The organism is Acaryochloris sp. CCMEE 5410 (assembly GCF_000238775.2).
GTDB lineage: Bacteria > Cyanobacteriota > Cyanobacteriia > Thermosynechococcales > Thermosynechococcaceae > Acaryochloris.
On sequence record NZ_AFEJ02000001.1, the window covers coordinates 2,967,705 to 2,980,910 of the forward strand.

Consider the following 13,206-nt stretch of genomic DNA (forward strand, 5'->3'; position numbering starts at 1 on the left):
ATAAAAAGTGCAAGGGGTATGCGCTTTCTGCGAATTGCTAGCTGCAAACCCTCGTGTTTCGGCCACGGCAATTCAAACTATAGGATGTAAAGGCTATGACGGATTTGCGATCGCACAACTGACCCACGAATATTCAGACCAATGAACGAGATAGAAGCCTTTGCCTTTGCTTTGAATCAGTTAGATCCAGAGTCCTATTCCTTCGACTTAGAGATTGACCAGCTACTAGACACAACAGACTCAAAGATATATCCAGATCTATATCGGCCTATTTTTGACTACTTTGTTCAACATGCAACGTCATCAGTGGGTGGACCAGGCGCATTAGTCCATCACATCGAAACGTATTATCCCAACTATCTAGATACTCTCAAATACGATTTGGCCCAACGACCGTCTTGTACTACCGCCTTATTAGCCAATCGTATCCTTAACTCTAAGATCTCAGCACAAGAACGAAGCGAGTGGCTTGGACTCCTATCAGCAATCTGCAGCAATCCATTTGCAGCCCCTGAAATTCGAGCTGATGCAGAAGAGTATCTAGAGTATCAGCGACAAAAAGACTAGTTGTCACCTGACAACAAGACGCTATACGCTGGAGCCATAGAGCGTTGTTATGGCAAGACGATCACATCCCAAACCGGAGATTGAAGCAGCTCCACAATACGCTGAGCAAAATCAGTGGCGGATTGAAGTGGGTGGGTCCCATGCTTGGGGGAAAATGTACTGCCCCTACAACGATAAAGACTGTAGATGCGGCACTGCCAGTATTTGGAGTACTCCCAAAAACCCAGGGAATCATACTAAACAGATCCAGCGCATTGTTGATAACGGTAGTCGGCACAACCCATTGAGTAAACCTAGTCATGCAGAGGAATAAGTCATGAATGCATATGACTTTACGCTGAAATTTGCACTGCAGCCCCCAAATGCTGAAACCAAAACTGTTCAACTCGATCCCAATCATTATGTTGAGCAACTTTACGAAAGTGGTTGTGATGATGCCTTAGTCGGTGTCGGTAAACAAGGATTGATTTCACTCAACTTTAATCGTGAAGCACAATCTGCCTACGCTGCCATTGCGAGTGCAATCTCAGATGTCAAACAAGCCATCCCTACCGCAAAACTCATCGAAGCAAGCCCTGATTTTGTGGGACTTACAGATGTGGCTAAGGTTTTAGGCTGCACTCGACAAAATATGCGGAATCTCATTATCAATGGTGTCCCCCAGTCTCCACCTCCGATCTATGAGGGAACGCCTTCACTGTGGCACTTAGCAGACCTATTATTTTGGTTACAGACGGATAAAACCTATGAGATTGATGATGTTTTACTGGAAACAGCCCAAATGACGATGAAATTGAATGCTGCTAAGAGTTGGCAAAAAGTCGGGGCAGAGCTGCAAGAAGATATCAAGTATTTAGTGGCTTAGGCGATGGGCAGATATTGATCTTCCACAGCATCAACGGACTATTGCCAGCCCTTTTGGTCTGTCTTTAATTTTTACTTTTAGGCGTTCATCTCATAATAAATGGTTGCAAATCAAATGATACCTGTTGCTCTAACGATTGCAGGTTCCGATAGCGGTGGCGGAGCAGGAATTCAAGCCGATCTACGCACCTTTGCCTTTCATAAAGTTCACGGTACCAGCGCTCTGACCTGTGTGACAGCCCAAAATACCGTGGGCGTCAATCGGGTCGATGCCTTACCTCCAGCAGCAGTGGTGGCTCAAATCGATGCGGTTGCCTCCGACATCGGTGTGCAAGCGGCCAAAACGGGGATGCTGCTCAATGCAGAGATTATGGAAGCGGTGGCTACGGAACTTCAGCGACAGCAGATTCACCAGCTAGTCGTCGATCCGGTGATGGTATCACGGGCTGGGGTCGTGCTGATTGATGGGGTTGCGATCGCAACCCTCAAAACTCACCTACTCCCCCAAGCCTTAATCCTCACCCCCAATCGCTATGAAGCCCAAATCCTCAGTGGGCTAGAGATTCAAACCCTTACAGATATGCAGAATGCTGCCCGCAAAATCTTCGATTTGGGACCTAAAAATGTCTTAGTCAAAGGCGGAGGCATGAGCGATACGCTTTTAGGTATCGATGTTTGGTTTGATGGCCAACAGATGGAGACCCTAAAGACAGAAACCGTTGCTACGAGGAATACCCACGGCACGGGCTGTACGTTATCGGCTGCGATCGCAGCCAATCTCGCCCTAGGCAAACCACCTTTAGTTGCTGCCAGAGCCGCAAAAACCTACGTCACTCAAGCCTTGAAATATGCCTTAGATATTGGTCAAGGCCAGGGACCCGTAGGTCATTGGTTTCCACTGGCATCAAAAGCACCGGAAACCTTAGACTTTTCTCGCCTCTGGAATTAATACTTATACGTATCATGTATCTCTTAGCTGTTCCATTCCATATATCTTTGCTATAAATTCTGCAAGAGTAAAGATTGAAATTATGAAGCCAAGAAAATTGAAATATAGTTTGGCGTTGGGGTATAAACTGTTTGAAGCTTAAAATTTTGTTTAGTATATGTATCTATCAAAATACTTTGTAACGCATAAGCTGCCTCTCTCTCAGTTTTAGCATAATATCGAATTTGGCTGTTTGACGCTTCATATTTTTTAGGTTTTATTTGAATATCAGATTTAATATCAGCTGTCATTAAGGCTTTTTTTATCTCAGCAGCAACGGATTTTTGACTAGGCTTATTTTGATTGTAAAAAATGACGATTTTATAATCATTTATAATACTAGATAGTGCATTCAGCTGTGATTCTCTTACATCAGGGTTTAGAATAGGTGTATTAGATTCTAGAGTCGTTTGTATCTCTGAATTTACAGTCTCTGCAATCTTTGTAGATGATTCATTTCTTATAATTTGCTCTTTAGACTTTTGTGATTGGCTTTGAGGATTCTCTTCACTTATCTTTGAAATTATAGAGTTTGACTCTTGTAGCCTTTGTTTTAGATCGTCAATTTGCTTGGCAGCTTCTACAAGTTTTGCGTCAGTTTCTTTGAGTTGTTTTTTCCATTTAAACCCAGCTACACTACCTTCCTCAAATCCAGCCTTAATAAGTCTTTCATTCAAAAACTTAGGAGCTATTAACAATGCAATAAATAGAGTAGATAGAGATGCATCTCTCAAAAGCTTGAAAAAGCTTTGGCCAATTTCTATAACCTCTTTAGGTTGGTTTTTTTTAGATTCAATTTGGGTGTCTTGAGTTGACCTATTTATTGCTGTTTTCATATTTAATTTTTTCTGGAGTTTGCAGGGATAAATTCATATCAACGTTTTAATGGAATCAGAGAATAATAATCGCAGTTTTTTAAAGTGCATTATTTTGTAGCTATCAAGATTTCACATAACGATTCTGCTAAAGTTTACAATTCTTTATTCCATTTGAACTCTGAACGATATTGGTAGTCCACTAGCTGTAAAAAAATGTGGTTTCATCCATCACAACCTTCAATGCTGGCGTTAACTTGCTATAGCTGAAGTAAGCAATTATATCGAGGCAATGATCAAAATTTTAGAAGAATGCCCTAGACATAGGTCAAGGGCAAGATCCCATCGGCCATTGGTTTCCCCTGGTCTCTAAAGCACCAGAAGCCTTAGACTTTTCTCGCCTCTGGAACTAGAGGCCGGTTACACTGCAACAGTCGCCAGATACACTAAACCTGATAGCTTCTGTTCACCGCAAAACGTTTGCTAGTCAGCCGTCCAAACTATGCCGCTTCAACTTCAAGCTTTGCTGCTAGCCATCACTACGATTTACCAAATCATTGCTTGCCTAATCGAAAACCGAACCTCACCGCCAGGGCAGCGCATTGATATCGGTGGCTATGCTCTGCACCTTCAGACAATGGGTACGGGCCAGCAAACTATTGTGTTAGACCACAGCTTAGGGGGCCTGGAAGGTTATCTGTTATTAAACAAACTGGCCCCTTTAGGCCGAGTCTATATCTATGATCGAGCGGGATATGGATGGAGCGATCATAGCCCTCATCCTAGAACCAGCGACCAAGTGATTAAGGAGCTAGACCTGCTATTAACCCAGGCCAAGGTGGAACTGCCCTATCTCTTAGTTGGAGATTCATTTGGCAGCTACAACATGCGGCTCTATGCCCATCGTTATCCTGAAAAAGTGTCGGGATTAGTGCTAACTGATGGTCTTCATGAGCGAGCCATGCTGAAAATGCCATTTCAGCTCAAGGCCCTGAAGCTTTTCTTTATCTCCGGTTTTTTGATGTCCATTGTGGGGTCAGCCTTTGGCGTTATTCGTTTGTTGCGGCTTTGCCAAGTGTTTAAGCTAGTGAAGCCAGCGTTGAGAAAGTATCCTCCAACTGAGCTAACGCCTGTCACCCATTCCTTTTGTCGTCCCAAACATTGGATTACCATGTGTCGAGAGTTGTGGAATTTAGACCAGAGTGGACGCCAGCTCCGAGTAGCGGAGAACTTAGGCACTTTACCCCTCGCCAGTATCAAGTCCCAGTCATTTTTCAAACCGTCGCTGCTAACGAGGTTAACGCCGCTGCGGAGTGCCAACCGTTTACGAGACAAAATCCATATCGATTTGATGCAGCTTTCATCTGTTAGCAAACAGCTCTCCGCCAGCCATAGCAGTCATTTTGTATGGGTAGATGAGCCAGAGGTAATGGTAGAAGCAGTGAAGTGGGTGCTGGCAAATCAGTCTAAAAATTCAAAGGAGCAGGATGACTGAACTTGCCCCTTGGCGATCGGCTTTGAGTCGAGCCTTACATCGGAATCGGTCGTTGGTTTATGCCCGCTATGCCCAGTTAGCGACGGTACAAGGAAATCGCCCCGCCAATCGAACGGTGGTATTTCGCGGTTTTTTAGACGGCAGCAATACGCTGAAGTTTGTGACGGATCGGCGCAGCAAAAAGGTCGAGCAAATTGCGGAGAATCCTTGGGGGGCGTTGTGTTGGTATTTTCCCAAAACCCGTGAGCAGTTTCGTATCTCTGGGGAATTGATGGTGGTGACGGCAACAGAGGAGGATGCAGATCTTCTGCGTTTGCGTGAGACAGCTTGGTTAGCATTATCAGAAGGAGCGCGATCGCAATTTGCATGGCCTCATCCAGGACAACTTAAAAGCGAGTCTGAAGGAGCATCACAGGAATCGATTACCTGCTCGACCCCTTTGGAAGCGTTTTGCTTGCTATTATTGGCCCCCCAAGAAGTCGATCATCTAGAACTCAAAGGACAACCTCATCAGCGGTGTGGTTATACCTTAGAAGCCAACGATACTTGGAAACAACAAGCGCTGAATCCTTAAGCGGATACTGCAGCATGTCTCAAGACTTCCAATACCTGTATAGGGTCACAGCCATAGATTCCAGCTCCCCAGGCTGCGTTTTGTTCGACCACTGCCCAACTGCGATCGCAAATCACACCCACATCAACCACAGCTGCTTGGGGCAGGTCAATCGTCTCATCCGCTAAAATCTCGCTAACAAATTCAACCAGAGCTGCTTCTTCCTCAGGAGAATGGGCAAAGTGATTATCCCGCTGCAACACTCCCTCGCGGAGGTACACCGAGAAAGTTTTCAACGTCCGATTCAGAATAAAACAGCGAAATTCCTTTTCCCACTGCACAATCTCAGAGATCAAAACAGGGGTTTCATCAGGGTATCCATTCGGTAGTTCAGGCCCTATATACACCCGTGCAGGGAAACTTTTATCATTTGGTGGTTTGATAAAAGCAGCCGTCTCGATTTGCCTAGCCTGCTCCAAAGTGCTCAAACGAATCGAACGCTGGCGATATGGCTCCGGTAGTTTTGGCAACCAGTCGATGGGTGGCTCTAGCAGACGGCGTTGAAATTGCTCAGCCAGAAGTGGCGCCATCAAAGCCTCCAAATAGAACACAGGCTCTTCAACTTCCAGCAGATGCGCAGGTACATCCCAACGAGTAATTCGCTCCACATCCCAACCCAGTTCAATCGCAGCACGCCATAAAGCTTGGGCATCGTCTGTATAGCGGGGTGTCAGCAGGAGTGTTGGCATTGGAGTAACTATTCAACTCGTTCGAGGCTGGGTGGTTTCTGTCATCCTATTCCAACCCAAGCTGATGCAGGAAGTATCCCCTGACGAACATGCTATGAACCCAGGCAGACTCATTCATAAGTCGTTCGGCATTGCTTTGATCAGCTGTTAAGGCAGACTCAAAAACTGCTCGTACTATGGTTCAGCAAGCATAAACCATTTTTTCCCAGGGGACGACAGTGACTAATGGATGCAGAGATATCTTGATAATGTTATTCGAAGGCAGGGTCTACAACATTAAGCTAACTCTAAGAGGCTCGCAACGGACATATCACCAGATAGCTTTTTTGCTCCAAAATACTCCAGATCTATTCTGTTGAAATTATCTCAGCAGGATCGCGAAAAGACTCTTATGCAATCAACATTATCAAATAAATAAGCCAAGACAAGTTAACTACGGTTAAATAAAAAATAAATATTAATCTTTATTAAAAATCTTCCTATCTTGCGCATTTTTTCTCGATTTTCTCGATATCAATACATCTAGAATTTTCAATAAATATTTTAGTAAGGATCTTCAATAAGATCTTAATTCTTGCCTTAAAATCTCATGAAATTATTCGCTTTAAACTCAAGGTAGCCAAAATGGGTAATAAAAATAATAATCAAGAGCTTATTGACTTTTTAAATAGCCATGAAAATTTATCTATTAGAGATTTATTAGTAGTTTTAGTAAATATAAGGATTTCCGTAATTATAACTATTGCATCAATAATGACAGGATGCTCATTAGCTATATATGATTTCTCTGCAAAAAGACAAATAAATTCTCTTGGCCTACCTTTAAAACAGCCATTTAATATGGCTATTAAAAGCCTCAATCTTGAAAATATGCAATCGGATGAAACTGATGGAAAATCCATTCCAAATATAGAAAACCAGATCGTACTAAAAGATGTATATTTAGTTGAAGATGATAATAAAACTGGTCTATCTAAAGATGAAATAAGACTATATATTCAAAAAACAATTGATCCAGGATTGTTTAAAGATTCAAAAATAATAGGAAAAATACTAGCAAGAAAAGTAGATAAAGTTACAAAACCTTGGCATTTCAGTAAGCTAAGCTTTGAAGAGCCTGCATATGCACAAGAGAGATTTAGATGGTATGGAAGAGAAAAAAATCGGAACTTTTATGAAAAAAGAATAAATCTCAAAACAATCAGAAGATATTATCATGACTGTTGGATATTGGAGTATAAAATTGATCGCAGTGGTCGATCTATTCAAAGTAGTTTCAACTGGATTAGAAAAGGCCATTCATTTTTTGGACACTGCTTCTAGAATAAGTCTTTCAAAAGGGTAATATATCAGAATTAATTTATTTTTAAAACAGAGTATGAGCCCAAGATTTTGACATTTCAAGACTTCTCATAATACTAAGACTTATCACAGATTCCCAAGGCTTTTGAATTACTTCTGGTAAACGTAAACTAGATCTAGTCACTGTGTTAATCGGCGCGTAATTTCTTGCTATACCGCTGGGTTGTCCACAATTCATTGTCCCAAAACTCTTCAACCGTGAGTTGATAATCCGTCCCTCGCTTGATGGCCCAATGGTAGTGTCGAACAGGTTTGCTACTGTCATCAAACCCAATATGCACACAACGCCCCACCAACTTCCACTCACAACAAGCCACAAAATATTCCCTGGCATGTTTTGACGTGGGCTCTGGCAATGATTCATTAAACAGCTGATTGAAAGTGCGAACAAATTTCGTTGCCCGTTGTTCAATTAACGGGTCTACTTGCCAAAGGTACTCCGGTTCTTCAGATATATGGGCACTACCAGCTACTGCAAAGGCATACAGCACTACTGATTCACGACAAGCAGCTAGTACAACCGGGTCTTTTGACAGAGCAGCAATAGCCACTAAAGAATAGTCGTCGGAATCGATGGCAATATGAAATGTTTCAGCCGTTAAATTAGCAATTGTCCAAGCTGGGAAGGTTTGCTTCATGGCGATGGACAATGCATCTTTACCTGTAGGCAATAAATAGCGTTGGTCCGCTGGAGTTCCAAATATAAGTGACCCAGTCACCTGTTTTAGACGTTGGAAACTCTTTACATCAGAAACTTCCGCTTCCCTTTCCTGTGGGACATTTTGCAGTGTTCGGACCAATTGAAAATACCGAGTCAGCTCTGGTGATTCTGTATAGTACCCCTCAACTGGAACATTGCCTGGTGCAAGAGACAATACCGAGGCCACCTCTTCTGCACACTGGAGTAACTCAGTACGCTCATGGCATTTCATCGCCTCGCGGTAGAGTTCATCTAAACCCAGGACAAAGACTCGGTTAGTGACAATTCGTTGTTCTGGCATCAGCTCACGGTAGGGTTGCGGACTGTGCTGACGGAACACTCAACTCTGAGTTTTCAATCAACAAGCAGCGTATTCTCTTATTTTCCCCATCCTGATCAGGTGATCGGACATCTTTAGTCCTATTAGGCGGGTATAGTTCCTCTAGCAGTATCAACAAGTTTCCAGAGAGCAGGATCTGACGAATCGCTAGATCATGAGTAAAGATAGAAAGAGTCAACTCACACCGCTCCCAACCAAGGAAAACGATAGTGGCCGAACAGATAGACATCCTGGCGAGTTACGTCCCAGATATTGTCGTGCGTCGGTTACTCCAAGATCCGACCCCCATCGCTAAACCCCAAATTGATCGGTTTCCCGCCGCCGTTATTTTTATCGATATCTCGGGATTTACCATCCTTACTGAAACCCTGGTGAAATCTGGACCGGATGGTTTAGAAACCCTGACCGCTATTTTGAACGCCTATTTTGGCCAGATCGTAGATTTGATTTTGAAGTATGGCGGTGACGTCCTCAAATTTGCGGGAGACGCACTTCTAGCAGTTTGGCCCGTCCAGGAAGCTGACGAGACTCTCCAAGCGCAAACTCTCCAAGCCTGCCAATGCGCCCTCGTTATTCAACAGTTTTCCCAGTCCTATACTGCGACGAGTGATGTTTCCCTCGCTCTACGGATTGGCATTGGGGCAGGCGATGTTGCGATCGCACATGTGGGCGGTGTCTATAAACGTTGGGAACACGCGATCACAGGTGCCCCCTTAGGGCAAATTCGCTTAACCCAAAGTTTGGCCCAACCCGGACAAGTCATCCTCTCTGCTGAAGTCATTACCTTAATTCAGTATCAGTGTATTGGCACTACTATCGACAGCGATTGTTGGCATCTGACTGCGTTATCAAAAGTAGACCCACCCCCAAAGATCAGTCCTAAAGAACTGCCGATTGATTTAGCAGCAGGTCTCAAAGCCTACATTCCCGGCGCCATTCTAGATCGACTAGAAGCCGGTCAACGGGAATGGTTAGCAGAATACCGACTGCTGACCTTACTCTTTATTAATCTGCCCGACTTCAACGCCAAAACGCCCCTAGAGCAAGCTCAGCGCATTATGCAGGCACTCCAAAGTAGCCTCTATCGGTTTGAGGGCAGCATCAACAAAATTAGTGTCGATGACAAAGGAGCCACCCTGGTCGCTGCCTTAGGCATGCCTCCTTTTGCCCATGAAGATGACGCCGACCGAGGGGTGCGAGCCGCCCTAGAGATGCAGACCAAATTGAAGGGTTTGGGCTGGCGCTGTAGTATCGGCATCACCACGGGCAACGTCTTCTGCGGCATCGTTGGCAGTACCCGTCGTCGGGAATACACCGTGATTGGCGACATCGTCAATTTAGCCGCCCGGTTGATGCAAGCGGCTCAAGACAATATTCTGTGCGACCCCACCACCTATCGGGCTGCCCGCCGTCGTCTTGCCTTTACCGCTTTACCCCCTTTAAGCCTCAAAGGCATTGAACAGCCCATCGTCGTTTATCAACCCTTGGGGGCTCTCAAGCAGCAGCAGCATGCCACACGCACCCTGGTGGGTTGTCAACGCGAACGTCAGCACTTGCTAGAGTTAGCCCAGATTTTGCAGTTTGACCAACAGGGGGGCACCGCTATCCTGGAGGGAGAAGCTGGCATTGGTAAGTCTCAGGTTGTTCTCAACTTCCTAGAATGGTGCCAAACCCAAGATCTACCGTTTATCGTCGGTGCTGGTGATGCCATTGAGAAATTCACCCCTTATTTTGCGTGGCGGCCCATCTTCACCCAAATTCTCCAGCTTGAGCAATTGCTGAATGCTGCGGATCGACGCCAACGCATTCTAGATCTGCTAGGTGCTCGGGAAGATCTGATTGCCCTCACACCACTTCTAAATTTCATTTCTGGTCTCGATTTCCCAGAAACCCCGATCACCCAGCAAATGCAAGGCCAAGTTCGTGCCGACAATACCCGCAATATATTGCTATATTTACTGCAAACAGGACTGGATCAAGATTCCCACATTATCATTCTCGAAGATGCCCACTGGCTAGATTCGGCTTCGTGGGCTTTGGCTTTGGCCGTTCATCAACAGGCATTGCCAATTCTCTGTGTCATTGCCACCCGCCCCTTGGCCGAACCCTGGCCGGAAGACTATACCCAACTCTTAGAGTCGGAGCAAACCAAGTATCTGCGACTTCGAGGCCTAACTCACCGCGAAACTCAGCAGTTTGTCAGTCAGCAGCTAGAAGTCGCTCACTTACCTCAGCCTGTCTCAGACTTTGTCTATGCCAAAGCCGAAGGCCATCCCCTCTTTAGTGAAGAATTGGCCTATAGTCTGCGAGATAATGGCTTTATCCACATCGAGCAGGAACAGTGTCAACTTACAGTTCCCGATCAACACCTAGAAGATCTGGATCTACCGAACACCCTGCAAGGATTGATCACCAGCCGAATTGATCGCCTCCTCCCCCCTCAACAGCTGATGCTCAAAGTGGCCAGCGTCATTGGTCGTAATTTTCGCGGCGACCTACTGGAAGCCATTTATCCCCTAGCTGCCGATAAGGACCACTTGCCCGAACATCTGGACAGTTTGCAGCGATTAGAGCTCATTGTCCTCGATACGCCCCCTCCCAACTTGGGATATCTCTTTCGCCACATCATGACCCAAGAAGTGGCCTATCATCTGCTGGTGTTTTCTCAACGGCGGGAATTACATCGTGCGATCGCAACTTGGTATGAACAAAACTACACCCATGATTTAGCCACCGTTTATGCTCTCCTGGCCTACCATTGGCAGCAAGCCGAAACCACAGACAAGGCTACCTACTACCTAGAGCAAGCCGGGGAGCAAGCCTTCCAAGGGGGCGCCTACCAAGAAGCCGTCGCTTTCTTCTCCCAAGTCCTGGCATTACATACCCCCAAGGCCCATGTCTCGCGCCTGCAGTTGGCCCGATGGCATCGCCAATTAGGAGAGGCCCATTACGGTCTAGGCCAATTGCAAGAGAGTCAACACCAGCTGCTCCAAGCCATCACCATCCTCGGTCATCCGATTCCGCAGAATGAACAGATTCTGGGGATTAAACTGGCTTTCCAGGGGGTGAAGCAGCTCTGGCACCGCTTACAGCCCCGCCGCCGCATTACCTCTTCTCCCACTCGCCAAGCCCATATTTTGGAGCTAACCCGATCTCAAATTTGCCTAGGGGAAGTCTGCTACTACACCAACGCCAAAACTCTCGGCACCTATGCCACCCTCGTCGGTCTCAACCTGGCAGAAACGGTCCCGCCGTCTTCTGAACTATCCCGCATCTACGCCAATATGTGCTTTGCCACAGGCGTTTATCAAGTCCATTTTTTAGCCCGCCAGTATGGAGAATTAGCAGAGCAAATCATCCAAAAAATAAAAGTGCAGTTACCCTGCATTAGCTGGATTTGCCTGGTTGTGGGAGTCTATAAAAGCGGCGTGGGCCAGTGGCTCCCCGCTCGGAACACTATTCAACGCTCCATTGACGCCTGTCGCCAACTGCAAGATTGGCATGTCCTCGCCCAAGCTGTAGCAGGCATTGCCCTAATCGATCATTTTCAGGGTCGTTTCCAAGATGCGATCTCATTGTGGGAAGAAACCCAGGAGTTAGGAGCCCAGCATGACGATATTCAGTCCTATGCCTGGGGACTGATGGGACAGGCAGAAGAATGGGCCTGTCTCGGAAACTGGGCTACCGCCACCACCTGCGTTGAGGAAGTCCAAGCCATCTTCGCCGAACAACCGGGCCTGATCGCCGACCAAATTCGGTTTTCAGGTATTGCCAGTCGCGTCTATCTCCACAACCGAGATTTACACCAAGCCCAGCAGGTGATCGAAACAGCCATTCAGCTGCTCCGAGACTCCGATCCCATTGCCGTCCATACCCACGAAGGCTATGTCGGCATTGCTGAAAGCTGTATGGAGCTATGGATTCATGATTTGCAAGATGCCAAGCAGGTGCGTCAAGCCTGCCAATCACTCCAGAAATTTGCCCAGTCTTTTCCCATTGCTCAACCGCGAGCCTTGCTTTGGCAAGGGGTATGGTTCTGGCATCAGGGCAAAACCACCCAAGCCCAAAAGCAATGGCACCAAGCTCTGCAGCTCGCGACAGCCTTGGCCATGCCCTACGAACAAGCCCGCATTCACCAACAATGGGGACAGTGTCTCGACCCTCAAGATCCGGGACATCGACAGCATCTGGATCAGGCCCAACAGTTGCGAGAGCAGCTGGGCCAATCTCCTGTGAGTGATACGGCTCATGCGATCGCATAGCCCCTATTCCTGATCAAATACCATCCGGTAATAGGCTCCCTCTGGGGAGTGGCCTGAGGAGACAATCCGCCATCCTTGGGATACATAGAATGCGATCGCAGCCGTATTCCGCTGCACACATTTCAAAGATACGGGTCTACCCACCTGGGTCAGACAACGGTGTAATAAAGCACTGCCGATGCCCCTGCGGGTGAAATGCGGATCAACAAACAGATGGTAGACAAAATTGTCCGGTTCCCACCAGGAAATGTAGCCCACAGGTCGGTCTCCCACCGCTGCCACCCAAATCACTTTATCCTCAGTCGCCTGATCAAAGTCTTCTAACTGGTATCCCTGGGGAGACTCCCAGGTAAAGGCAACGGTTCGAGAAGCCAGGTAAATTTCCCGAAGATACCGCAGATCACCCAACTGATAGGGACGCGTATCAAAGTTCATCTAGATGCTGACTGACCATCGACCCTTCACAAACCACATACAGCCTAGATGCGAAAGTCATGATGTCACCCATGGG

General features: G+C 46.4%; 12 protein-coding genes and 1 pseudogene. 9 read left to right on the top strand and 4 right to left on the bottom strand.

The genetic code is table 11. From position 1 onward, the window contains the following. Window positions 1–4: 4 nt before the first annotated feature. From ON05_RS38535 to thiD, 5 genes and pseudogenes are all read left to right on the top strand, one after another. Window positions 5–145: pseudogene (locus tag ON05_RS38535) on the top strand (methyltransferase); the annotation flags it as partial. Continuing rightward, the gene (locus ON05_RS13605; protein WP_010468919.1) at window positions 142–567 is read left to right on the top strand and encodes a hypothetical protein; all 426 of its coding nucleotides are present in this window, start codon (window positions 142–144) and stop codon (window positions 565–567) included. The pseudogene ON05_RS38535 and the gene ON05_RS13605, both read left to right, overlap by 4 nt. Window positions 568–616: 49 nt before the next feature. Then, a complete protein-coding gene (locus ON05_RS13610; RefSeq protein WP_010468917.1) occupies window positions 617–880 on the top strand; it encodes a hypothetical protein in 264 nt (87 codons plus the stop codon). Window positions 881–883: 3 nt separating this feature from the next. Beyond that, window positions 884–1,432, top strand: coding sequence for an AlpA family transcriptional regulator (locus ON05_RS13615; protein WP_010468915.1), 549 nt, complete (start codon window positions 884–886; stop codon window positions 1,430–1,432). Window positions 1,433–1,531: 99 nt separating this feature from the next. Further along, window positions 1,532–2,380, top strand: a complete 849-nt coding sequence (gene thiD / locus ON05_RS13620) for a bifunctional hydroxymethylpyrimidine kinase/phosphomethylpyrimidine kinase (RefSeq protein WP_010468912.1) — start codon at window positions 1,532–1,534, stop codon at window positions 2,378–2,380. A gap of 80 nt (window positions 2,381–2,460) precedes the next feature. Here the strand turns inward: thiD and ON05_RS13625 are convergent, their stop codons facing one another. Next, window positions 2,461–3,255, bottom strand: a complete 795-nt coding sequence (locus tag ON05_RS13625) for a hypothetical protein (RefSeq protein WP_010468909.1) — start codon at window positions 3,253–3,255, stop codon at window positions 2,461–2,463. Window positions 3,256–3,736: 481 nt separating this feature from the next. Between ON05_RS13625 and ON05_RS13630 the strand changes: the two genes are divergently transcribed. Both ON05_RS13630 and ON05_RS13635 read left to right on the top strand, forming a co-directional pair. Beyond that, window positions 3,737–4,729 (top strand): alpha/beta fold hydrolase, encoded by a 993-nt coding sequence (locus tag ON05_RS13630; protein WP_010468908.1) that lies wholly within the window; start codon window positions 3,737–3,739, stop codon window positions 4,727–4,729. Beyond that, window positions 4,722–5,303, top strand: a complete 582-nt coding sequence (locus ON05_RS13635; protein WP_010468906.1) for an Npun_F5749 family FMN-dependent PPOX-type flavoprotein — start codon at window positions 4,722–4,724, stop codon at window positions 5,301–5,303. Before ON05_RS13630 ends, ON05_RS13635 begins: the two co-directional genes overlap by 8 nt. On the opposite strand, the gene ON05_RS13640 is transcribed toward ON05_RS13635, so the two are convergent. Then, entirely contained in the window at window positions 5,300–6,031 is a 732-nt protein-coding gene (locus tag ON05_RS13640; RefSeq protein WP_010468904.1) for an ATP-grasp domain-containing protein, read from the bottom strand. The genes ON05_RS13635 and ON05_RS13640 overlap by 4 nt on opposite strands. Before the next feature lie 624 nt (window positions 6,032–6,655). Between ON05_RS13640 and ON05_RS13645 the strand changes: the two genes are divergently transcribed. After that, window positions 6,656–7,354, top strand: coding sequence for a hypothetical protein (locus ON05_RS13645; protein ID WP_010468901.1), 699 nt, complete (start codon window positions 6,656–6,658; stop codon window positions 7,352–7,354). A 167-nt stretch (window positions 7,355–7,521) separates the two neighbouring features. Here the strand turns inward: ON05_RS13645 and ON05_RS13650 are convergent, their stop codons facing one another. Further along, window positions 7,522–8,433, bottom strand: coding sequence for a hypothetical protein (locus tag ON05_RS13650; RefSeq protein WP_010468899.1), 912 nt, complete (start codon window positions 8,431–8,433; stop codon window positions 7,522–7,524). Between the two features lie 209 nt (window positions 8,434–8,642). Between ON05_RS13650 and ON05_RS13655 the strand changes: the two genes are divergently transcribed. Continuing rightward, a complete protein-coding gene (locus tag ON05_RS13655; protein ID WP_010468897.1) occupies window positions 8,643–12,695 on the top strand; it encodes an adenylate/guanylate cyclase domain-containing protein in 4,053 nt (1,350 codons plus the stop codon). A gap of 3 nt (window positions 12,696–12,698) precedes the next feature. Here the strand turns inward: ON05_RS13655 and ON05_RS13660 are convergent, their stop codons facing one another. Next, entirely contained in the window at window positions 12,699–13,130 is a 432-nt protein-coding gene (locus ON05_RS13660) for a GNAT family N-acetyltransferase (RefSeq protein WP_010468895.1), read from the bottom strand. Window positions 13,131–13,206: the final 76 nt, after the last annotated feature.

Coding starts and splice junctions, on each gene's coding strand:
- ON05_RS13640 (WP_010468904.1), bottom strand. CDS start 6,031: ATGCCAACACTCCTGCTGACACCCCGCTATACAGACGATGCCCAAGCT.
- thiD (WP_010468912.1), top strand. CDS start 1,532: ATGGTTGCAAATCAAATGATACCTGTTGCTCTAACGATTGCAGGTTCC.
- ON05_RS13610 (WP_010468917.1), top strand. CDS start 617: ATGGCAAGACGATCACATCCCAAACCGGAGATTGAAGCAGCTCCACAA.
- ON05_RS13625 (WP_010468909.1), bottom strand. CDS start 3,255: ATGAAAACAGCAATAAATAGGTCAACTCAAGACACCCAAATTGAATCT.
- ON05_RS13630 (WP_010468908.1), top strand. CDS start 3,737: ATGCCGCTTCAACTTCAAGCTTTGCTGCTAGCCATCACTACGATTTAC.
- ON05_RS13635 (WP_010468906.1), top strand. CDS start 4,722: ATGACTGAACTTGCCCCTTGGCGATCGGCTTTGAGTCGAGCCTTACAT.
- ON05_RS13645 (WP_010468901.1), top strand. CDS start 6,656: ATGGGTAATAAAAATAATAATCAAGAGCTTATTGACTTTTTAAATAGC.
- ON05_RS13605 (WP_010468919.1), top strand. CDS start 142: ATGAACGAGATAGAAGCCTTTGCCTTTGCTTTGAATCAGTTAGATCCA.
- ON05_RS13615 (WP_010468915.1), top strand. CDS start 884: ATGAATGCATATGACTTTACGCTGAAATTTGCACTGCAGCCCCCAAAT.
- ON05_RS13660 (WP_010468895.1), bottom strand. CDS start 13,130: ATGAACTTTGATACGCGTCCCTATCAGTTGGGTGATCTGCGGTATCTT.